The 20,721-nt window shown below is 67.5% G+C and carries 18 protein-coding genes; 7 read left to right on the top strand and 11 right to left on the bottom strand.

Features of this window, described 5'->3' with window-relative positions:
* Positions 1-18: 18 nt before the first annotated feature.
* On the top strand, positions 19-633 hold the full coding sequence (locus SACXIDRAFT_RS17520) for an ANTAR domain-containing response regulator (protein WP_006239960.1): 615 nt from the start codon (positions 19-21) through the stop codon (positions 631-633).
* Positions 634-683: 50 nt separating this feature from the next.
* Here SACXIDRAFT_RS17520 and SACXIDRAFT_RS17525 read toward each other — a convergent pair whose 3' ends face one another.
* Together SACXIDRAFT_RS17525 and SACXIDRAFT_RS17530 are read right to left on the bottom strand one after the other, a co-directional pair.
* Positions 684-2,114 (bottom strand): hypothetical protein, encoded by a 1,431-nt coding sequence (locus SACXIDRAFT_RS17525; RefSeq protein ID WP_006239961.1) that lies wholly within the window; start codon positions 2,112-2,114, stop codon positions 684-686.
* Positions 2,115-2,365: 251 nt separating this feature from the next.
* Positions 2,366-2,809: a PaaI family thioesterase gene (locus SACXIDRAFT_RS17530; RefSeq protein ID WP_006239962.1), complete on the bottom strand. Its 444-nt coding sequence runs from the start codon at positions 2,807-2,809 to the stop codon at positions 2,366-2,368.
* An 85-nt stretch (positions 2,810-2,894) separates the two neighbouring features.
* On the opposite strand from SACXIDRAFT_RS17530, the gene polA reads away from it, so the two are divergent.
* Together polA and SACXIDRAFT_RS17540 are read left to right on the top strand one after the other, a co-directional pair.
* On the top strand, positions 2,895-5,600 hold the full coding sequence (gene polA / locus SACXIDRAFT_RS17535) for a DNA polymerase I (RefSeq protein WP_040922253.1): 2,706 nt from the start codon (positions 2,895-2,897) through the stop codon (positions 5,598-5,600).
* Positions 5,601-5,690: 90 nt separating this feature from the next.
* The gene (locus tag SACXIDRAFT_RS17540) at positions 5,691-6,287 is read left to right on the top strand and encodes a Rossmann-fold NAD(P)-binding domain-containing protein (protein WP_006239964.1); all 597 of its coding nucleotides are present in this window, start codon (positions 5,691-5,693) and stop codon (positions 6,285-6,287) included.
* Positions 6,288-6,336: 49 nt separating this feature from the next.
* Here SACXIDRAFT_RS17540 and SACXIDRAFT_RS17545 read toward each other — a convergent pair whose 3' ends face one another.
* Genes SACXIDRAFT_RS17545 through SACXIDRAFT_RS17555 form a run of 3 tightly spaced genes read right to left on the bottom strand, consistent with a single transcriptional unit; the run spans position 6,337 to position 9,075 of the window.
* Positions 6,337-7,233 (bottom strand): GNAT family N-acetyltransferase, encoded by an 897-nt coding sequence (locus SACXIDRAFT_RS17545; RefSeq protein ID WP_006239965.1) that lies wholly within the window; start codon positions 7,231-7,233, stop codon positions 6,337-6,339.
* A gap of 22 nt (positions 7,234-7,255) precedes the next feature.
* Complete coding sequence (locus SACXIDRAFT_RS17550) at positions 7,256-8,182, bottom strand: GNAT family N-acetyltransferase (RefSeq protein WP_006239966.1); 927 nt, start codon at positions 8,180-8,182, stop codon at positions 7,256-7,258.
* Positions 8,179-9,075 (bottom strand): class I SAM-dependent methyltransferase, encoded by an 897-nt coding sequence (locus SACXIDRAFT_RS17555; RefSeq protein ID WP_006239967.1) that lies wholly within the window; start codon positions 9,073-9,075, stop codon positions 8,179-8,181. Before SACXIDRAFT_RS17555 ends, SACXIDRAFT_RS17550 begins: the two co-directional genes overlap by 4 nt.
* Positions 9,076-9,293: 218 nt before the next feature.
* Here SACXIDRAFT_RS17555 and rpsA point away from each other — a divergent pair, with 218 nt between their 5' ends.
* The gene (gene rpsA, locus SACXIDRAFT_RS17560; protein WP_006239968.1) at positions 9,294-10,775 is read left to right on the top strand and encodes a 30S ribosomal protein S1; all 1,482 of its coding nucleotides are present in this window, start codon (positions 9,294-9,296) and stop codon (positions 10,773-10,775) included.
* Between the two features lie 111 nt (positions 10,776-10,886).
* A complete protein-coding gene (gene coaE / locus SACXIDRAFT_RS17565; protein ID WP_040922255.1) occupies positions 10,887-12,089 on the top strand; it encodes a dephospho-CoA kinase in 1,203 nt (400 codons plus the stop codon).
* Here the strand turns inward: coaE and SACXIDRAFT_RS17570 are convergent.
* Genes SACXIDRAFT_RS17570 through SACXIDRAFT_RS17590 form a run of 5 tightly spaced genes read right to left on the bottom strand, consistent with a single transcriptional unit; the run spans position 12,081 to position 16,322 of the window.
* Positions 12,081-12,698 (bottom strand): response regulator, encoded by a 618-nt coding sequence (locus tag SACXIDRAFT_RS17570; RefSeq protein WP_006239970.1) that lies wholly within the window; start codon positions 12,696-12,698, stop codon positions 12,081-12,083. The genes coaE and SACXIDRAFT_RS17570 overlap by 9 nt on opposite strands.
* Positions 12,695-13,990 (bottom strand): sensor histidine kinase, encoded by a 1,296-nt coding sequence (locus SACXIDRAFT_RS17575; RefSeq protein WP_040922256.1) that lies wholly within the window; start codon positions 13,988-13,990, stop codon positions 12,695-12,697. Before SACXIDRAFT_RS17575 ends, SACXIDRAFT_RS17570 begins: the two co-directional genes overlap by 4 nt.
* A 56-nt stretch (positions 13,991-14,046) precedes the next feature.
* Positions 14,047-14,802 carry an ABC transporter permease gene (locus tag SACXIDRAFT_RS17580; RefSeq protein WP_006239973.1) on the bottom strand — a complete coding sequence of 252 codons (756 nt, stop codon included), beginning with the start codon at positions 14,800-14,802 and terminating at the stop codon, positions 14,047-14,049.
* Between the two features lie 7 nt (positions 14,803-14,809).
* Positions 14,810-15,739 (bottom strand): ABC transporter ATP-binding protein, encoded by a 930-nt coding sequence (locus SACXIDRAFT_RS17585; protein ID WP_006239974.1) that lies wholly within the window; start codon positions 15,737-15,739, stop codon positions 14,810-14,812.
* Positions 15,740-15,797: 58 nt separating this feature from the next.
* Positions 15,798-16,322 (bottom strand): ribonuclease FAU-1 family protein, encoded by a 525-nt coding sequence (locus tag SACXIDRAFT_RS17590; RefSeq protein ID WP_006239975.1) that lies wholly within the window; start codon positions 16,320-16,322, stop codon positions 15,798-15,800.
* Between the two features lie 59 nt (positions 16,323-16,381).
* Here SACXIDRAFT_RS17590 and SACXIDRAFT_RS17595 point away from each other — a divergent pair, with 59 nt between their 5' ends.
* Complete coding sequence (locus tag SACXIDRAFT_RS17595; RefSeq protein ID WP_006239976.1) at positions 16,382-17,644, top strand: PucR family transcriptional regulator; 1,263 nt, start codon at positions 16,382-16,384, stop codon at positions 17,642-17,644.
* A 458-nt stretch (positions 17,645-18,102) separates the two neighbouring features.
* Entirely contained in the window at positions 18,103-20,262 is a 2,160-nt protein-coding gene (gene uvrB, locus SACXIDRAFT_RS17600; RefSeq protein ID WP_040922257.1) for an excinuclease ABC subunit UvrB, read from the top strand.
* 18 nt (positions 20,263-20,280) lie between these two features.
* Here the strand turns inward: uvrB and SACXIDRAFT_RS17605 are convergent, their stop codons facing one another.
* A complete protein-coding gene (locus SACXIDRAFT_RS17605; RefSeq protein ID WP_006239979.1) occupies positions 20,281-20,661 on the bottom strand; it encodes a VOC family protein in 381 nt (126 codons plus the stop codon).
* Positions 20,662-20,721: the final 60 nt, after the last annotated feature.

Here is a 20,721-nt window from a genome sequence, read left to right on the forward strand (position 1 = left end):
CGTTCCAGGAGGAGCCCGGTGACCGAAGCGGCTACCGAGGCCAGCGATGCCGCTGCCGCTCCACAGCGGCGTGTCCTCGTTGCAGAGGACGAGGCGCTGATCCGTCTCGACCTCGTCGAAATGCTTCGCGAAGAAGGTTACGAAGTGGTCGGCGAGGCGGGCGACGGGGAAGAGGCCGTCAAACTCGCCGGCGAGTTGAGGCCCGACCTCGTCATCCTCGACGTCAAGATGCCGAAACTCGACGGGATCGAGGCCGCAGCGAAGATCACCGGTGACCGTATCGCCCCGGTGGTCATCCTCACCGCATTCAGCCAGCGGGATCTCGTCGAGCGTGCTCGCGAGGCAGGCACGATGGCATACCTCGTCAAGCCCTTCGCCAAGCGCGACCTCGTACCGGCCATCGAGCTCGCCGTGAGCCGCTTCTCCGAACTCCAGGCGCTGGAGGCCGAGGTCGCGGGCCTCACCGACCGGCTGGAGACACGCAAGCTCATCGACCGCGCCAAGGGACTTCTGATGACCCATCAGAACCTGAGCGAGCCCGACGCCTTCCGCTGGATCCAGCGCACCGCCATGGACCGCCGCACCACCATGAAGGCCGTCGCCGAGGCGGTCATCGACAACATCGGCAAGTGAGCTCGGGACGGAACCGGTGAACGGTGCCGAGACGCACCCACCGGTTCCGCTCAGCGAACGCTTTCCAACTTGAACGCGGCCCGTCTTGCCGCCTTCGCCACCTTCCTGTCCGGGTGGTACTCGCCGAAGACCCGCAGCGCGGCACCAGCACCGGGATGGTTCAGCCTCCACAACACCTCGAACAGACCCTCATCGCCCTCGCCGACCGTGGACGCCAGGAGGTCACCGATCCGATCCGGTGGGTGCTCGACATCGACGTCGCAGAACATGTCCGCCGTCAACCACGCTATGTCGTGGTCGGTCAGCTCACACCGCGCCGACGTGTTCCCCGCTTCGCGGAGCGCCTGCTTGGCGTAAGGGCGAAGACTCGGGACGTCGAGAAGCCCCTCCCACACCTGGTTTGCGTCCGTGCCGAGTTCGTGCAGCAGTGCCGTCGCCGCTCCTCGTTCGCCGGGACCGCCTTCCTCGGCGGCGGCCGCGAGCTGCTTCGCGGCGTCGGTCGCTGTCCGGGTCGCCGACCACAGATTCCACTCCACGCCGACCTGCTCGTCCGTTCCGAGCAGCGCGATCGACACCATGTCCGAGGCGCTCATGCTCTCGGCGGACGGCAGCAGCGGGATGTCGATCTCGGATTTCAGCTCCGACCACAGCACGAACAAACCTGGCTCCGTCAAGCGCACCACGCCATCGGTGATCTGCACGGCACCGAGGAGAGCGAGGCGCCCGTACAGCACTTCAGCGGGATCGCCGTGAGACGCCACCCAGCTCCGCCAGCCATCGTCGGACCAATCCCCATCCGCGTCGATCACCGCGACCTCGTGCACCATCGCGCTCAACTCGGCCATGGTGATCCCGTTCTCGCGGGCGGCGAACAGCGGTAACACAGTGGCCCCCGCCCCGTGCAGGTGGAGATGCGGCTCGCCTGCCAGCTCGGCGTCGAGACTCAGGCTCCAGGCGCACACGGACGCGAACGCCTGCTTCCACACCTCCAACACGGTGTTGTCGTCACCGTCCGGCCAATCGTCCACACCGGACTCGACGGTGGCCTTCGTCTCTCCGATGTGGATGAACTCGAGGTCGTCGGCGAGCTCCCACCATTGCGACACCTCGTCACGGGTCGCGGTGACCTGAGTGACCTGGGTGGCATTGGTGGCATCGGTGGCATCGGTCATCTCGGTCGGCAGAACCCCGCGAGCCGACAGTTCCTCGGCTGCCAGAGCGAGATCGTCCTCGCTGAGCGCACCTGTCTCGTCGTCCACAGGACGGCCGTCGCCGATCCACAGCGCCAGCGCCCGCACTGCGGCCAGCAGCGGACTCCGCCGTGCCATGGCGGCCAGCTCGGCTTCGGGCGGCAGACGCAGTGGTGAAAGCCTTGTCGTTCCCAGCAACTCGCCGTAGTCGCCGTTATCGCCGTTATCGCCGTTATCGCTGTCGGCGGCGTCGTCCAGGTTCGGAGCGCGAAGGTGGGGGTGAGAGGTCATGGCGGCAAGGCTAGCCACCCGTGGATACGGAAAGGGGAGCGTGAGGAAAGTCGATCCGCGAACAGGACCGAGTCACCGCCGTGCGCATTCCGTGGTGGACACCCGCTCGAGCTGCGTGTTCTCCAACGCGGAGAGGCGCGAAACCTGATGCCGTTTCACCACTTCGAGGGACAGCACCAACGGCTCCGTTCGTTCCAACGACCCATCGGCGCTCGAGAGACGACGTGGTGCGACTGCGCGCCTGGGACTGTTCAGGACCCGGGTGTGCGGTCGCGCACGACGCAGGTGAGGCGGGCGGTGCAGGTTCGCTTCCCGGACTCGTCGGTGACGACGATCTCCGAGGTGATCGTCGAGCGACCTACGTGCAGGGGCGTCGCCACACCTGTCACCGACCCGGACAGCGCCGCGCGGTGGTGGGTGCAGGACAGCTCCAGGCCCATGGCCACGCGCTGCGGGCCCGCGTTCAGCGCCGCGATCGTCGATCCGAGAGCCTCGGCCAGCACGGCGTTGGCCCCGCCGTGCAGTAGCCCGAAGGGCTGAAGATTGCCCTTGACGGGCATGGTGGCGCTGACCCGCTGGGGTGTGAGGTCAACGAAGGTGATCCCGAGTTTGTCGTTCAGTTGCTGCTCGGCGATCTCGGGGGAGATACCGGCCAGTAGGGCGCGTACCTGCTGTTCGGGCGGGTTCTCGGTCACCGCGTGTCTCCCTTGAGTCCTGCGGGTGTTGTCCAGCGGCCGACGCACCACGAGGCTGTCGGACCCTCACCCTAGACTCACGGGCGTGAGCCCCAACCAGAACACCTCCGTTGCGTACGACACACCCCGGCTGCTGCTGATCGACGGGCACTCCATGGCCTACCGGGCCTTTTTCGCGGTACCCGCCGACCGCTTCCGCACGTCAACGGGTCAGGTCACCAACGCGGTGTTCGGGTTCACGTCCATGCTGATCAATCTGCTGCGCGACGAGTCGCCGACGCACGTGGCCGTGGCCTTCGACGTGTCACGCAAGACGTTCCGATCGGAGACGTTCGCCGACTACAAGGCGAACCGGCTGACAACCCCCGAGGACTTCAAGGGTCAGGTCGAGCTGATCAAGGAGATCCTCGCGGCACTGGCCATCCCGGTGCTCGCGAAGGAGGGCTACGAGGCGGACGATCTGATCGCCACCCTCACCGCCAAGGCGGGCGAGGACTACGAGGTGCTGATCTGTACGGGCGACCGCGACGCCCTGCAACTGGTCAACGACTCGGTCACGGTGCTGTACCCGAGGAAGGGAGTCTCCGACCTCGTGCGCTTCGACCCGGCAGGGGTCCAGGAGAAGTACGGCCTCTCGCCGGTGCAGTACCCGGATTTCGCCGCGCTGCGTGGTGACCCTTCGGACAACCTGCCCGGCATTCCCGGCGTCGGCGAGAAGACGGCGGCGAAATGGGTGCGGCAGTTCGGCTCGCTGGGTGAGCTGATCGACAGGGTCGATGAGGTCAAGGGCAAGGTGGGCGACGCACTGAGGGCACACCTGGACTCGGTGATGCTCAACCGGCAGCTCACCGAACTCGTGCGTGACGTGCCGCTGGAGGAGGAGCCAGCCGACCTCGAGGTGCGGGCGTGGGATCGCGACGCCGTCCACCATCTCTTCGACGAGCTGGAGTTCCGCGTGCTGCGCGACCGGCTGTTCGCGTCGCTGTCGAGCGCGGAGCCGGAAGCCGAATCCGGGTTCGAGGTGGCGGGCTCCGCGTTGCAGCCCGGCACGGTGGGTGACTGGCTGTCTCGGCATGCTCCCGAGGGCACCACGGTTGGGTTGGCGTTCACCACGACGGGCGCGTCGGTGACCTCCGACGTGCGGTCGATCAGCCTGGCCGCACCCGACGGTGACGGCGCGTATCTCGATGTGACCGCTCTCGGTGAGGACGACGAGCGCGCACTCGCGGACTGGCTGGCCGACGAGCGCGTCCACAAGGTGGGGCACTCGCTGAAGACCCCGCTGCACGCGCTCCGCGCACGGGGCTGGCGGCTCGCGGGGCTGGTGATGGACACTGAGCTGGCCGCGTACCTCGTGCGGCCGGGGCAACGCTCCTTCGGCCTCGACGACCTGGTTCTGCGGTACCTGCGCAGGGAGCTGCGTTCGGAGAGCACGAAGGACGGCGGGCAGCTCTCGCTGCTCGACACCGCCTCGGACGACCAAGTCGTGCACGACGAACTGGTATGGGCGAGGGCGATCCTCGAACTGTCGGCGGCGCTGTCCGAGGAACTGAAAGCCACGGGCGGCACCGCGCTGCTCGCCGACATCGAATTGCCGCTGCTGACAGTGATCACGGAGCTGGAGGCGGCAGGCATCGCCGTGGACGCCGATGCGCTGACGACGCTCGAAGCGCACTACGCGAGCCGCGTGAAGCAGGCGACGGAGCAGGCCTACGAGGTGATCGGCAAGCAGATCAACCTCGGCTCGCCGAAACAGCTCCAGGTGGTGTTGTTCGACGAGCTGGGAATGCCGAAGACCAAGCGCACCAAGACGGGTTACACCACGGACGCCGACGCGCTGCAAACCCTCTTCGAGAAGACGGAGCATCCGTTCCTGCAGTACCTGCTGGAGCATCGCGACGCCACGCGGCTGCGGACCACCGTGGAAGGGCTGATCAAGTCGATCGCCGACGACGGGCGCATCCACACGACGCTGCACCAGACGATCGCCGCGACAGGGCGGCTGTCCTCTGTGGACCCGAATCTCCAGAACATCCCGGTGCGCACGGAGGAGGGACGGCGCATCCGGGAGGCGTTCGTGGTCGGCGAAGGTTATTCCGAACTCATGACCGCCGACTACAGCCAGATCGAGATGCGCATCATGGCGCACCTGTCCAACGACGAGGCACTCATCGAGTCGTTCCAGTCCGGCTTCGACTTCCACGCCTCGACGGCGGCGCGGGTGTTCGGCGTCGAGCCCACCGAGGTCACGAGCGAGCAGCGCGCCAAGATCAAGGCGATGAACTACGGCCTGGCGTACGGGTTGTCCGCGTACGGCCTTTCCCAGCAGCTCCGCATCTCCACCGAGGAGGCGCGGAGCCTCATGGACGAGTACTTCCTGCGGTTCGGTGGCGTGCGTGACTACCTGCACAGCGTCGTTGATCGAGCGGCCAAGGACGGCTACACGCAGACGATCTTCGGTCGGCGCCGTTACCTGCCCGACCTCACGAGCGACAACCGGCAGCGGCGCGAGATGGCCGAGCGGATGGCCCTCAACGCGCCCATCCAGGGCAGCGCGGCCGACATCATCAAGGTCGCCATGCTCGGCGTTCATCGCGCGCTGACCGAGGCGGATCTGCGTAGCCGCGTGCTGCTCCAGGTGCACGACGAACTGGTGCTGGAGATCGGCGAGGGTGAGCATCGGGAGGTGGAGAACCTCGTTCGTCGCGAGATGGGGTCGGCGTACGCACTGTCGGTGCCGTTGGAGGTGTCCGTGGGTTTCGGGCGTTCGTGGAACGACGCCGCGCACTGACGGCAGCCTGATCGAGGCATCTCGGTTGGCTGCGAACGAGGTCACAGGGCTCGTCGGGTTGAAAACCGCCCGTTCGGGTAGATCTCGGGCATGGCTTCCACAGCGTTGATTCTCGCCGGTGCCGGCATGTTGCGTGGCGTTGCCCGGACTTTGGTCGCCGACGGCTGGCATGTCGTGCTTCCGTGCCGCCGGTACTCGCCGCTGAGGGCACAGGGCGGCGTCGATCCGGGGCGCGCGATATGGGTGGAAGCACGCTGGGAGCAGCCTGCCGAACTGGCTCGCCGGGTGGCCGAGGCCATGGAGGGCCGGCCGGTTGACCTGCTCGTCAGCTGGTTGCACGAGACCTATCGAGGACGGGTGCTGGAGGCGGTGGAGCCGCTGATGTCGCCTGCCGCTCCCTCGGTGGAGGTGCGTCCGATGGCCGAGGCCGCTGTGGTTCCGGAGCAGTCCGGCCGCCCGACGCAGTACGTCTTCCTCGGCGATGTGTCAGCGTTCGACGACGCCCGGCCACTGGGGCAGGCGGAGATCGTCGCGGGCGTGCGCGACGCCGTGGAGCGGGCTCTCGCGGGTGCCCCGTCGGCGAGGCACGAGATCGGTCACCCTCGCCCGCATCCTTCGGTGCCGCGACCCCGGGTACACGGTGTCGCCGGGCGGGTGCCCCGCCGGGTCTCTCCCGCTGCGGGTTAAGTCGGCGAGCCAGCGCGCGCCGTGCTCACACGAAATCCGGACGGTCGCCTCAGCGCACGACATCGGCGGGACGGCACTGCCAGACATTCCACAGCGGCCGGTAGCCCTGCCGATGCCAGAACACCGAGGCGAGCGGATTGAGCGGGCTGTACCACACCACACTGCGGGTGAGCTCGGCGCGATTGAGAACGCCGTGGGCGGCGTCGGCGAGAGCGCGCCCGACTCCGCGTCCGCGCTCGTCGGGGCGTACCGCGACGCGCAGGATCTGTCCCCACCTTCCCGCGGGGAGCAGGCAGCTTCTTTCCCAGGAGCCCGCCCGTAGCTCGGCGACCTGCACCATGCCCGTGATTTCCTCGGTGTGCAGCCCTTGCCGTGCCACCCATACCCGGCCTGGAATGCGCAGCTCCTCGGCGAGCGCCTCGTCCGCCGAGGCGCTCGGGTGGGGTGCGGACACGGAGAAGAGAGCCGAGTACTCGGATTCCTGGCGAGCGAGGCGCAGAACGGCCGAGGCGTCGTCAGGGTTGCCCTCCCGCACCTCGGCGCGTGGTGTTCGCGGCAGTTCTGCGGGCTTGGTTCGCACGCCGAGCGCGAGAACGGGCAGGAGGCCATGTGCCAGCAGCGGTCCTGTGCAGTCGGCGTCCCGGCTCGGCCACACGATCAGGCACATCGATTCCGGGTCGGGCGGCGTCCTGTCGAACCTGGCTCGCAGGGCACGGAGCACGGCGTCCATGCCCACTCCGCCATACCTGCCCACGTACGGCCGCAGTTCCTGCACCTCGTGACCTCGATCGAGACGGATGTCGAGCACTCCAGTGACTCGCGCGCCGCCGGCGATCGCGGCGACGAGCGTGTGTCCGGAACCCGGGTCCGAGATCGGAGGCAGCAGCGGGTCGATCGAGGTGAGTCGCTGGACCTGATCGGCCACCAGGTCGGTCGAGTCGGTCATGGAAGTGCCCCGTCGGTGGTGCTCAGCGTGCTCCCGTCGCAGGCCGCACTTCCCAGGTGGTCCAGAGTGGACGGTAACCGAGGCGGTGCCAGAACACCGAGGACAGTGCGTTGTGCGGACTGTAGAACACGTAGGTGCCGCGCGCTCCCTGAGCGAGCAACCGCTCGTGTGCGGCGGAGACGAGGGCGCGGCCGATCCCTCGGCCGCGTGCTCCGGCAGCGACGGACACGGTGTGCAGTTGCGCCCACGTGCCGGACGGCAACCGAGTACCTGCCGACGGCCACCGGCACAGTGCGAGCCCGGCGAGCACACCCTCGGCCTCGGCCATCCACATCGGGTCACCCGCCGACATCGCCCTGCGAAGTTCCCGCTCCACCAGCGCGGGGGCGTCGTCCCGCGCTACCGCCGCGCCGACTGCCACGGCATACCGCCGCTCGGCCAGCCACAGTGCGACGAGGTCGGTCACGACGGCATCAACTGCACCGCCGGCACCACCAGCATCGACGCCGCCCTCGACGGGCCTGACCTCAATGTCGGAAGCGCGATGCGGGATACCCGGCGGGCCTACGGCGCCAGCCTCGCGGGCCGCGTCTCGCACGGCGAGCACCGAATACGGTGTGTAACCGTGCGCGGCCAGCGCTCCCGCGGCGTCGAGGTCACGGCTGGGCCACGTCACACTGCACGCGGAGTCGGGTCCGAGGCGCTGCAGCCGGAGCAGGTGACGCAGCGCGGCGAGCAGCGCGGCCATTCCGGCCGCGTCGATGCCGGGGGACACCGGGGTCAGTTCCCACACCACGCGCGGATGCCACAGAGCCGACCAGCCGTCGTGGCGCGCCCGATACACCACCGCCGTCACCTCGCGCCCTTCCGGCGTGCGGGCATGGAGGCGTTCGCCTTCACCCGGATCGAGTACGTCGGGCAGCAACGGGTCGATCCGGGTGAACGTCACGGCTGCTTCACACAGCTGAAGATCGCGGTGCCTGGGAAGAACTTGCCGCGAAGGGGACTCCACTGCCCCCACACCCGCGTGTGTCCCGGAGGCCACTCCGGTTCGACGAGGTCGTCGAGCCGGAACCCGGCCGCGCCGAGCGCGCGAACGTAGTCGCCGACGGTGCGGTGGTACTCGACGTAGGTGGCCCGCCCTGCGCCGTTCACCTCGACGTACGGAGTTCGGTCGAAGTAGGGCTGGGTGACGGTGAGGCCGTTGGGGCCGGGATCGTCGGGGAAGATCCAGCGCAGCGGGTGCGTGGTCGAGAAGACCCACCGCCCACCCGGCCGGAGCACGCGCGCGATCTCGCGGAACACGGCGAGGACGTCGGGTACGAACGGGATCGCACCGAAGGCGGAACAGGCGATGTCGAAGCCGGCATCCGCGAACGGAAGGTGCTGGGCGTCGGCCTGCACGAGTGCGGGTCGAAGACCCGTTCGCCGGTTGCCGCTCACGGCGTGCTGGAGCATCCCGGCCGAGAGATCGAACCCGACCACTCGCGCCCCCCGGCTGGTGAGCCAGCGAGAGCACGGCGCCGATCCGCACCCGACCTCCAGCACATCGGTGTTCGCGACGTCTCCGAGCAGGTGCGCCTGCTCCTCCGTCAGTCCCTCGGGACACCAGACGAAGTCCGCGTCACCGAGGAACTCGCCATGCGTGTCGTGGTATGCGTCGGCGTCCGCGTCCCACCAGGCGAGGCTGGCCGAGACGGCCTCGGGGTGAGTGACGTCGCGATAAGCGATTCCGCTGGTGCCGAGCCGCGCCACGGCACTCGCATGGCGATCTGCGGAGTTCGGGTCTGCCACGCCACCATTGTCGGCGGGATGCGTGCGGACGGCCGCCGGACCCCTCATTGTGCCCGCACGCCGGCTCCGCGTAGGATGACACTCAGCGCAGTGGGTTCGCGCTGCCTTCGGCCCAGTGAGTACGTGCTGGGATCTCGGGTTCGCGCACCATTCGGTGATGTCGCGGCCGTTCTGCCCGAACGCTGGGACTGTCATCGCCGTTCCCGCCCGCGCACGCAAACTGCACATCCCACGAGACCAAGCCGCTAACCGGAGCAACCCACCTAATGACCATCGACACCACCACCGCCCCGAACGCCCAGGCGAAGCAGGTCGCCGTTAACGACATCGGGACGGAGGAAGACTTCCTCGCTGCTATCGACAAGACAATCAAATACTTCAACGATGGCGACATCGTGGAAGGCACCATCGTCAAGGTCGATCGCGACGAAGTGCTGCTCGACATCGGTTACAAGACCGAGGGTGTCATCCCGTCCCGCGAACTCTCCATCAAGCACGATGTTGACCCGGCCGAGGTTGTCGCCGTCGGTGATGCGGTGGAGGCCCTTGTCCTGCAGAAGGAGGACAAGGAAGGCCGTCTGATCCTCTCCAAGAAGCGCGCCCAGTACGAGCGCGCCTGGGGCACCATCGAGGAGCTCAAGGAGAAGGACGAGCCGGTCCGCGGCACGGTCATCGAGGTCGTCAAGGGCGGCCTGATCCTCGACATCGGCCTGCGCGGCTTCCTGCCCGCCTCGCTCGTCGAGATGCGCCGCGTGCGCGACCTTCAGCCCTACGTCGGTCGCGAGCTCGAAGCCAAGATCATCGAGCTGGACAAGAACCGCAACAACGTGGTGCTGTCCCGCCGCGCCTACCTGGAGCAGACCCAGTCCGAGGTTCGCAGCGAGTTCCTCAACGCTCTCGCCAAGGGCCAGGTCCGCAAGGGCGTCGTGTCCTCCATTGTCAACTTCGGTGCGTTCGTGGACCTCGGCGGCGTTGACGGCCTCGTCCACGTCTCGGAGCTGTCCTGGAAGCACATCGACCACCCGAGCGAGGTCGTGGAGGTCGGCCAGGAGGTCACCGTCGAGGTGCTCGACGTCGATATGGACCGCGAGCGCGTGTCCCTGTCGCTGAAGGCTACCCAGGAAGACCCGTGGCGCCAGTTCGCCCGTACCCACGCCATTGGCCAGATCGTGCCGGGCAAGGTCACCAAGCTCGTCCCGTTCGGCGCGTTCGTCCGCGTCGAGGAGGGCATCGAGGGCCTGGTGCACATCTCGGAGCTGGCCGAGCGCCACGTCGAGATCCCCGAGCAGGTCGTGCAGGTCGGCGGCGAGGTCATGGTCAAGGTCATCGACATCGACCTGGAGCGTCGTCGGATCTCGCTGTCGCTGAAGCAGGCCAACGAGGGCTTCACGCCGGACACCGAGTTCGACCCCACGCAGTACGGCATGGCGGCCGAGTACGACGAGCAGGGCAACTACATCTACCCCGAGGGTTTCGATCCCGACACCCAGGAGTGGCAGGAAGGCTACGAGAAGCAGCGTGAGGAGTGGGAGCGGCAGTACGCCGAGGCTCACGCTCGCTACGAGAAGCACATGCGCCAGGTGGCTGAGGCAGCGCAGGCGAACGCCGCCGCTGTCGCCGAGGAGGCCGTCGGCGGCGGGGAGACCAGCTACAACTCCTCGCAGTCCGACCAGGAGCGCTCGGGCGGCACGCTCGCCAGCGACGAGCAGCTCGCGGCCCTTCGCGAGAAGCTGTCCGGCGGTGCGTGAGTAGAGCCTGAACGGCTGTGAACAGTGGCCCCGGTCCCGTTGTGGACCGGGGCCACTGTCGTTGAAGGCCGGACCGTTCGAGGGCCGGGTCCGGATGATTGAATGTCTCTCATGTTGCGCGTGGGATTGACGGGCGGGATCGGCTCGGGGAAGTCCACAGTGGCCAGGAGACTGGCCGAGCACGGCGCAGTGGTGATCGACGCGGACGCGATCGCCAGGGAGATCGTCGAGCCGGGCACTGAAGGTCTCGCCGAGGTGGTGGCGGAGTTCGGTGCCGAGGTCCTGACCGCTGACGGCGCGTTGAACCGCGGCGCGCTGGCCGCGAAGGCTTTCGCCGACGACGGGGCGAGGCAGCGACTCAACGCGATCCTGCACCCGAAGATCGCCGCGCGGACGGTGGAGCGGTTCGCCGAGGCGGCCGACGACGCCATCGTCGTCCACGACGTTCCCCTGCTGGTGGAGAACAACCTGGCGGCGGGCTACCACCTTGTGATCGTCGTGCATGCCGACGAGGACATGCGTGTGCGCAGGCTCGTCGAGTCGCGGGGAATGGCGGAGACCGACGCACGGTCCCGGATCGCCGCGCAGGCGTCACCGGAAGCGCGGCGCGCGGTGGCCGACGTGTGGCTCGACAACAACGGTGACCGGGATGCCCTGTTTGCGCAGGTGGACGCGGTGTGGAGTGAGCGGCTGGTGCCGTACGAGACGAACATCCGGTTGCGCCGTGCCCGTCCGGACGCATCACCCGTGATCGTCCCTTCCGATGCGACCTGGCCGATGCAGGCCGCGAGGGCGTTGGCGCGAATTCGTGTGATGGCCGGGCACGTCGCACTGCGCATGGACCACATCGGTTCGACCGCCATTCCCGGCCTGCCTGCCAAGGACGTGCTGGACCTGCAAGTCGTCGTTCCGACACTTGCTGATGCCGACGCGCTCGCCGCTCCACTGTCCGATGCCGGTTTCGTCCACATGGACGGCCAGGAGTGGTGGGACGAGCCAGTCGGTGCCGAGAAGGTGTGGACGAAACACCTGCATTCGGGGGCCGACCCGGCACGTCCGGTGAACCTGCACGTCCGCGTGGAGGACAGCCCCGCATGGCGGCGGGCGCTGCTGTTCCGCGACTGGATGCGGGCCAACCCGGACGAGGTCGCCGCCTACGCCGAGCTGAAGAAACGACTCGCGGCCGAGCACGCCGATTCCGGCACGGTGGCGGGGTATGCCGAGGCCAAGCAGCCGTGGATCAACGAGGCGTTCGGGAGGGCGGAGCAGTGGGCCGCGGCCTCGTGCTGGTCGCCCGAGACACCGTCACAGTAGACCTCTCCGGTACGCCACAGCCACGGCCGCGGCGCGGTCTCGCACACCCAGCTTGGCATAGACGTGCAGCAGGTGGGTCTTGACGGTGGCTTCGCTCAGGAACAGCTCTTTCGCGGCCTCTCTGTTGGTATATCCCTGAGCCACCAGTGACAGCACCTCGATCTCGCGGGCGGTGAGGGCGTCCTCAGCGGGACCGCGGAACCGGCCGAGCACCCGGCTGGCCACGGTGGGGGAGAGCACCGATTCGCCGCGTGCCGTGGCCCGCACGGCCCTGAACAACTCCGCTCGTGGTGCGTCCTTCAGCAGATAGCCGGTGGCGCCCGCTTCCACGGCTGGCACCACGTCGGAGTCGGTGTCGTAGGTGGTCAGCACGAGGATGCGCGCCGGGTTTCCCAGCGCGGCCAGCCGCCTGATCGCCTCGACTCCGCCGACTCGCGGCATGCGCAGGTCCATGAGCACCACGTCGGGGCGGAGCCGCTCCGTAGCGGCTATCGCCTCCGCTCCGTCCGCAGCCTCGCCGACCACGGTGAAACCCTCGTCGGGCGTGAAGATGCCGCGCAGTCCGTCCCTGACCACGGGATGGTCGTCAGCGACAAGAATGGTGATCATGCGATCGCCGGCGCCGTGATCGCGGGAACGGTGGCGCACACGGCTGTTCCGCCACCGGGTTCGCTCTCCACCACGAAGCGGCCTGCGATGCGCTGGACCCGGCGGAGCATCCCCGGTAGGCCGTATCCGCCCGTTCGCTCGGCTGTGCCCGCCCCGGCGGAGGCGGTAGCGCAGGGCGAACCGGGGGCTGCACTGAACCCCACACCGTCGTCGCGGATGTCGAGCGCCACCTGATCCGCCAGGTACGACAACGTGACGACGGTGCGGGTGGCCCGCGCGTGCTTGGCGACGTTGGCCAGTGCCTCCTGGGTCACGCGCAGGAGCGTCGTCTCGATCTCGGGATGGAGTGCCACGGCCGTTCCGGTGGTGGAGAACTCGGCGTCGATACCCGCACGATCAGCCCAGCGTGCGGTGACCGCCGCCAGCGCCTCGCTCAGTCCCACGCCGTCGAGTTCCCCCGGAGTCAGCGCATGGACCGCGCGCCTCGCCTGCTGAAGGTTCTCCCTGGCGAGTGCGATCGCGAGGTCGGTGCGTCGCCGCGACTCGGCCGGGTCCGCGCCGGACCGGCGGGCAGCAGTGAGTTGCGTGATGATGCCCGCGAAGCCCTGCGCCAGCGTGTCGTGGATTTCGCGGCTGATCCGCTGTCGTTCGTCCAGCACCCCTGACTCCCGCGCCTGCACCAGAAGCTGCCGGTGCAGCCCGGCGTTCTCCTCCATCGCGGTGCGCAATTCGGCCACGAGGGCGCGGTTCTCCTCGCTCTGTGCGATGAATCGTTCGGACAGCACGAAGCCTCCCGCGATGGCGGCTGTCTGGACGGCGACGATGGTGAGGTAGAGGAACGGCCACGTCTGCAACGCCACCACGGGGCCGCCTGCGGGAAGGCTGTGGATGAGCGCCGAGGTCACAGCCAGCCCCGCCACCATCGCGGGCTTGGGACGCAGGGTCAGGGCGCGGAAGAAGGCCGCGATGGTGAACACCGTGAACACCGGATCGACGAGGGTGAGCACGCTCGCGCACGACAACAGCGCCACGAACGCGGTGGTGTTGCGCCACGGTGTTCGCCATCCCGGGGGCGTCCCCGTGTCGGTGAGCACCACGACGACCGTGGTCAGAAGCGTGTAGGCGATGATCTCCCAACGCTGCGAGCCAGTCTGGCCGGGGTCGGTGACACCGATCAGCGTCGCGACCGCGAGCAGTATCAGCGGCAGCCCGTCCTCGAACCATGCCCTCCACAGGGAACCGTGGGGTCCCGGGAAGAGAAAAGCCGACTGACGCTCACACCCTTGCCGCACCGCGTGATTATGCCCCGGCGGCACGCCCCGGGAAGCTGACCGGATCAGCGAATCGCTCACTGCCACCGGAAGCGCCGCGCCGCCACGGCGAGACATACCACCGTGGTCACGATCAGCGATACGAATGGCGCCATTCCCGGCCAGTTCCCTGCCCATGCGGTGCGCAGGGCGTTGAACATTGCCCCCATCGGAAGAGTGTCGGCGGCCCAGCGCAACGCGGAGGGAAGGAACTCCGCGGGAACCCACACTCCGCCGAGGGCCAGCATGGGGAAGAACACTCCCATGGCGATGCCGTTGGCGGCCCTGCTGCTGGGGGCCAGTGCCCCGACGAGCAGGCCGATGGAGAACAGCGCGGTGGTGCCGAGGGCGAGCACCACCAGCAGCGCGGGGACGTTGGCCGGGAGTTCGATGTCGAGAACCGGAATCCCGAGGCCCAGGACGACTGCGATCGCGACGAGCCCGATCAGCAGGTAGACCGACAACTGCGCGACGAGCACCATGGCTGGGGAGACCGGAGTGGCCTGCATTCGCCGCAGCACACCCTTCTCCCTGTGGGTCGCGAGGAACACAGGAAAGATCGACAGCGCGAGCATGGCGACGACCAGCGTCACCGCGAGGGGCGCGATGAACAACGACAGCAGCGATTGCCCGCCCAGCTCGGGGCTCGCCACGCGGGTCCACGGCATTACACCGAACACGAACAGGATCCCCACGGGGAGACCGATCACCATGAACGACGCGGAGGGGTCGCGCAGGAACAGCTTCGCCTCGATGGCGGCGAGTGCGCGGATAGGGGACGGGGCAGTGGACATGGCGTGCTCAGCCTTCCTCGGTGCTTTCCAGGGGCCTGCCCGTCAGCGAGACGAAGACGTCGTCCAGCGTGGTCTGGCTGACGCGCAGGTCGTGGGCGATGATGTGGCGCCGGGCCAGTAACGACGTCACGGCGTGCAGAACGTCGTTCGTTCCCGAGACGACGACCTGGCTGCCCTGACGTTCGACGGCCAGCACCTCCGGCAGTGCCAATACCAGGCCGTCGTCGAGAGGTTCGGACGGGCGGAACCGGACACGCTGCCCTGCCTCGGCGGTGGCCACGAGGCGGGCCGGGGTGTCGGTTGCCACGACCCTGCCGGAGTCGATGATGGCGAGGCGGTCGCACAGCCGTTCCGCCTCCTCCATGTAATGAGTGACGAGAACGACGGTGACCCCGCTGTCGCGGATGCGTTCCACAAGACTCCAGACGTCCCGTCTGGCGTGCGGGTCGAGCCCTGTCGTCAGCTCATCGAAGATCACCACCTCCGGCGTACCGATGAGCGCGAGGGCGATGGAGACCCGCTGCTGTTGGCCGCCGGACAATTTGCTGAACGCGGTGTGGTGCCGCTCCGTCAACCCGAAAAGGTCCAGCAGCTCACCGATATCGGCGGGATCGCGGTAGAAGGAGGAGTACAGGCGTAACGCCTCGCCCACCTTGATGCGATCGGGCAGTCGGCTGCTCTGCAACTGGACACCGAGTCGTTGCCGGAGCTCGGCCGGGTTCCGCCCAGGGTCGTGACCGAGCACCCGCACGGTGCCGCCGTCGGGAACCCGCAGACCCGCGACGCATTCGACCGTGGTGGTCTTGCCTGCCCCGTTGGGCCCGACGATCCCGAAGATCTCGCCTCGCTCCACGGTGAAGGACACGTCGTCGATAGCGACCGTGTCGCCGTATCTCTTGTGGAGGCCATGCACGTCGATGACGGTTTGCTCAGGCATGGTTCCAAGACTCGCGGCGCATCGCGGGCGGCGAATCGACCGGTGGTCTCCTTGCTGATCAACCGATCGGTGGATGCCTGCGCCACGTCGCGAACACGCCGATGCTCGACAACCACCGGGGCAGGTCGTAGTCGTGCGCGGTCAGTGCCTCCACTGTGCGATAGGTCCGTTCGAGCGTGTCCGTCGCGGTGTCACGGGAGACGAAGCCGCTGACCACGGCGTCGAGTAACTCGCCGGTGTCCAGAACCTCGACTCCCTCGCCCGTGCGGACAGTGAGGTCGAGATAGAGGTCGGTGGTGATCCATTCGGTGTCGTGGACGTCCACCGACACCACATCGATGTAGAAGTCCTGGTCGAGTTCGTGCCCGGGGTTGAACCAGAAATCGGTGATCCGCAGTCCCAAACCCGGCAGCACCCAGGACTCCAGGTAGTGGAATTGGACCCTGCCGGGTGTCGGCCTCGCCAGGTAGAGCCCGAAGTCCTCGACGCGGAACTCCTCGACGGCTCTGGCGATGCCCTTCGGATCGACGTTGATGCCTCTGGACAGGTCGAAACGTTCCCGCTTCGGCGGATGTGTGCCCATACCGAAACATCCTGGACCAATTCCGAGACGGGGATCCAGATCACGTCTAGAGTGGCCGCGTGCAGTTGGAGGCCGACGTCGAGAAGTGGATCGCGGAGATCGCGACTGCGCTGGCCGGCCGTGAGCAGGAGCTGACGGCTGATCTCGTCGGCCTCTACGAGCGAGAACTCCCGAATCTGGTGAACGACGATGAGAGCATGGTGAGCCTGCTGTCGGCGAGCGTGTACCAGAACCTCGACACCGCTCTGCGGATCTTCCGGCACCACATCGACCCTGATCGTGTCGAGGCACCCGCGGCGGCCATGGAGTACGCGCGGCGGCTCGCTCAACGCGGCACACCGGTGAACGATCTGGTCAGGGCCTACTACCTCGGGCAGACAGCGATACTGGAGAAGGCGTTCGACGAGGCGATCCGCCTGGTGTCCGACCCTGCCGATCTCGGGGTCTGCATGCGGTACGCGCTCACGACGACGTGCCGGTTCGTAGACAGGGTGACGCGGCAGGTCATGGTCGCCTACGAGGAGGAGCGCGGCCGGTGGATGCTCAACCGCAGCGCGGTGCGTGCGGCCAGGGTGCGTGCCGTGCTCGACGGCGAGACCGTGGACATCGGGGCCAGCGAGGCCGCACTCGGCTACCGGTTGCGTGGCGAGCACGTGGGCCTCGTCGCGTGGTATCCGGCGCAGGCCGATCCGCCGGACCCGCTGTCGGGACTGGAGACCCTCGCTCACCGGCTCGGCCGTTCCGGTGCGGACGGCCGGGGTGGCGACCCGCTGTTCGTCCCCTACGACGAGATGTGCGCGTGGATTTGGTTGCCCCTGGCTGCCTCCGAGTTCGACGCGGGCACGATCGAACGGATCGTCACCACACTGCGCGACGACGTCAGGGTCGCGCTGGGCGAGCCCGCGCGGGGTGTGGAGGGTTTCCGGCGGACCCACAGTCAGGCGTTGCGTGTGCAGTCGCTCGCGCTGGCCGCCGGTGAGGAGTGCGCACCTGTGCTGACGTTCTCGGACGTGGGCGCGGTCGCGCTGATGAGCTCCGACCTGCCGTCGGCGCGCACCTGGGTCAGGTACGTGCTCGGGCCGCTCTCCGAAGACGACCCGCAGCACGAACGGTTGCGGGAGACGCTGCGGGTGTTCCTGGCGACAGGAGGCAGTTACACGGCGTCGGCCGCGGTGCTGTCCATGCACAAGAACTCGGTGCAGTACCGCGTGCGGAAAGCGGAGGAACTGCTCGCCGTCCCCCTCGCCGAGCGTCGCCTCGACGTCGAACTCGCGCTCAAGCTCTGTCACCGGCTCGGCGGCGCCGTGCTGCGACGTGGCTGACGGCTCCTTTCGGTTCGCCGGACCAGCGGGGCAGGTGAACCTTTGGTCGCTCGACACGAAGAGCATTCGCCTTCGAGTCACTACGCTTTCCTCCCATGGGGTCCGCACTGCCTGAACCGGATGACGCAGTGGTGCTCGCTCGATTGCGGCGAGGAGTCGTCGGTGAGGCCAGCCGGGTCTGCCATGTCGTGCCGGTCCCTGACACGCCGGGAGTTCCCGATCATCTCGAGGCGCTGTGCGGCGCGATACTGAGGCGTGGAGAGTCGGAATGGCTGCCTTCGGTGCGCGGTATGCCGTGCGAATGGTGCCTTTCGGCCGTCGCCCTCCGGACGCGGTACCCCCAGGTTCTCCGCCCCGCCAGCTGATCCGTCCGCACGTCGCCGTTGTGCCGATGCCCAGTTCTCGTCCGGTCGAAGGCGTCGGCCGGATTGTCGGTGCGAGCGCTTACCCTGGATGACGTGGCTTTCGCGACCGAACATCCCGTACTCGCACATTCGGATTTCCGGCCGGTTTCCGAGGTGCCCCGAGCCGACGGCCGGTTCAGGGTGGTCAGCGACTACGAACCCGCAGGCGATCAGCCCGCTGCGATCGACGAACTCGAACGCAGGCTGAGGGCCGGCGAGAAGGATGTGGTGTTGCTCGGCGCCACCGGCACCGGGAAGTCGGCGACCACGGCGTGGCTCATCGAGCGCGTCCAGCGGCCCACGCTTGTGATGGCACCGAACAAGACACTGGCCGCCCAGCTGGCGAACGAATTGCGCGAGCTGTTCCCGCACAACGCGGTGGAGTACTTCGTCAGCTACTACGACTACTACCAGCCTGAGGCGTACGTCCCGCAGACCGACACCTATATCGAGAAGGACTCGTCGATCAACGACGATGTCGAGCGTCTGCGCCACTCCGCCACGATGAACCTGCTGTCTCGCCGTGACGTCATCGTGGTGTCGAGCGTCTCCTGCATCTACGGCCTCGGCACGCCACAGTCGTACCTCGACAGGTCAACGCGGCTCGTCGTCGGCGAGGAGGTGGAACGCGACACGTTCCTGCGCGCGCTCGTTGACGTTCAGTACGCCCGCAACGACCTCGCGTTCGCCAGGGGAACCTTCCGGGTACGCGGCGACACAGTGGAGATCATCCCCGCGTACGAGGAGCTGGCGATCCGCGTCGAGTTCTTCGGCGACGAGATCGACAAGCTGTACTACCTGCACCCCCTGACCGGCGACATCGTCAGGGAGGTCGATGAGGTGCGGATCTTCCCTGCCACCCACTACGTCGCGGGGCCCGAGCGGATGGAGAAGGCGATCCGGGACATCGAGAAGGAGTTGGAGGAGCAGCTCGCGAAGCTGGAGAAGCAGGGCAAACTCCTTGAGGCGCAACGTCTGCGGATGCGCACCAACTACGACATCGAGATGATGCGGCAGGTCGGTTTCTGCTCGGGTATCGAGAACTACTCCCGCCATGTCGATGGCAGGCCTGCCGGCTCAGCCCCCGCCACGCTGATCGACTACTTTCCCGAAGACTTTCTCCTCGTCATCGACGAATCCCACGTCACGGTGCCGCAGATCGGCGGCATGTACGAGGGCGACGCCTCGCGTAAGCGGACTCTGGTCGAGCACGGATTCCGGCTCCCCAGCGCGCTCGACAACCGGCCGCTGACCTGGGAGGAGTTCTCCGACCGGATCGGTCAGACGGTATATCTGTCCGCGACGCCGGGGCCGTACGAGATGGGGCAGACGGGCGGTGAGTTCGTCGAGCAGGTCATCCGGCCCACCGGTCTGATCGATCCCGAGGTCGTCGTCAAGCCGACCGAGGGGCAGATCGACGACCTCGTGCACGAGATCCGCGTCCGCGCGGAGAAGGACGAGCGGGTTCTGGTCACCACGTTGACCAAGAAGATGGCAGAGGACCTCACCGACTACCTGCTCGAACTGGGCATTCGGGTCCGCTACCTCCACTCGGAGGTGGACACGCTGCGCCGGGTCGAGTTGCTGCGCCAGCTTCGCTCGGGCGACTTCGACGTGCTCGTCGGCATCAACCTCCTTCGGGAGGGCCTCGACCTGCCCGAGGTGTCGTTGGTGGCGATTCTCGACGCCGACAAGGAGGGCTTCCTTCGCAGCGGTACGTCGTTGATCCAGACGATCGGCCGGGCGGCGCGGAACGTGTCGGGGGAGGTCCACATGTACGCCGACACGATCACCGACTCGATGCGGTACGCCATCGACGAGACCAACCGCAGACGCGCGAAGCAGATCGCCTACAACGAGGAACACGGCATCGATCCCACGCCGCTCCGCAAGAAGATCGCCGACATTCTCGACCGGGTGTACACCGAGGCCGAGGACTCGGAGCAGGAGATCGAGGTGGGCGGTTCAGGACGCAACGTGTCGCGTGGCAAGAAGCCGGAGCAGGGTGACCGCGTGCGGAGCTCTGGTGTGCTCGTTGACCGTGACGTCGCAGGAATGCCGAGAGCTGAACTCGCCGACCTCATCCAGCAGATGACCGACCAGATGATGCAGGCCGCGCGCGACCTTCAGTTCGAGTTGGCCGCCCGGCTGCGCGACGAGATCGCCGAGTTGAAGAAGGAGCTGCGCGGGATGGACGCCGCCGGAGTGCGGTGACGGCGCTCTGTGGCGTCGCTACTCGGCGCCCGGGTCGAGTTGAAGCATGCCGAAAAGGTTGCCTTCTGGGTCCCGGCAGTAGGTGATCCAGCCCACTTCTGGGATCGGCCTCTTCGCGACAACGACCCGGCCTCCCGCGAGCTCCACCTCGCGGGTCAGCAGGTCGAGGTCGTCCACCTCCATCGTGAGTGGAAAGGCGTTCACACTGGCGTCGGGATCGGGCATCGGGCCTTCGCGTTTCGCGAGGCCCCCGTTGATGCCCGGTCCTTCACCTGTCGTGATCAGCCAGTATGGCTCTGTCCCGGAGCGTTCGAACGACCACTCGAACACTGCGGTGTAGAAGGTGATGGCGCGTTCCGGGTCGGTCGCGTGGATCTCGAAGTGAACCGGTCGAGGCATGCGTAACCTCTCGGATGGTGCGTGCAGGACGAGTGGGTGTGGAGAACGGCTCCGTCCTCA

The sequence above is a fragment of the Saccharomonospora xinjiangensis XJ-54 genome (assembly GCF_000258175.1).
Classification (GTDB): domain Bacteria; phylum Actinomycetota; class Actinomycetes; order Mycobacteriales; family Pseudonocardiaceae; genus Saccharomonospora; species Saccharomonospora xinjiangensis.

Excerpts from the sequence above, each read along its gene's own strand:
- SACXIDRAFT_RS17525 (WP_006239961.1), bottom strand. The coding sequence starts at position 2,114 with ATGACCTCTCACCCCCACCTTCGCGCTCCGAACCTGGACGACGCCGCC.
- SACXIDRAFT_RS17540 (WP_006239964.1), top strand. The coding sequence starts at position 5,691 with ATGGCTTCCACAGCGTTGATTCTCGCCGGTGCCGGCATGTTGCGTGGC.
- SACXIDRAFT_RS17545 (WP_006239965.1), bottom strand. The coding sequence starts at position 7,233 with ATGACCGACTCGACCGACCTGGTGGCCGATCAGGTCCAGCGACTCACC.
- SACXIDRAFT_RS17555 (WP_006239967.1), bottom strand. The coding sequence starts at position 9,075 with ATGAGGGGTCCGGCGGCCGTCCGCACGCATCCCGCCGACAATGGTGGC.
- rpsA (WP_006239968.1), top strand. The coding sequence starts at position 9,294 with ATGACCATCGACACCACCACCGCCCCGAACGCCCAGGCGAAGCAGGTC.
- coaE (WP_040922255.1), top strand. The coding sequence starts at position 10,887 with ATGTTGCGCGTGGGATTGACGGGCGGGATCGGCTCGGGGAAGTCCACA.
- SACXIDRAFT_RS17570 (WP_006239970.1), bottom strand. The coding sequence starts at position 12,698 with ATGATCACCATTCTTGTCGCTGACGACCATCCCGTGGTCAGGGACGGA.
- SACXIDRAFT_RS17580 (WP_006239973.1), bottom strand. The coding sequence starts at position 14,802 with ATGTCCACTGCCCCGTCCCCTATCCGCGCACTCGCCGCCATCGAGGCG.
- SACXIDRAFT_RS17585 (WP_006239974.1), bottom strand. The coding sequence starts at position 15,739 with ATGCCTGAGCAAACCGTCATCGACGTGCATGGCCTCCACAAGAGATAC.
- SACXIDRAFT_RS17590 (WP_006239975.1), bottom strand. The coding sequence starts at position 16,322 with ATGGGCACACATCCGCCGAAGCGGGAACGTTTCGACCTGTCCAGAGGC.
- SACXIDRAFT_RS17605 (WP_006239979.1), bottom strand. The coding sequence starts at position 20,661 with ATGCCTCGACCGGTTCACTTCGAGATCCACGCGACCGACCCGGAACGC.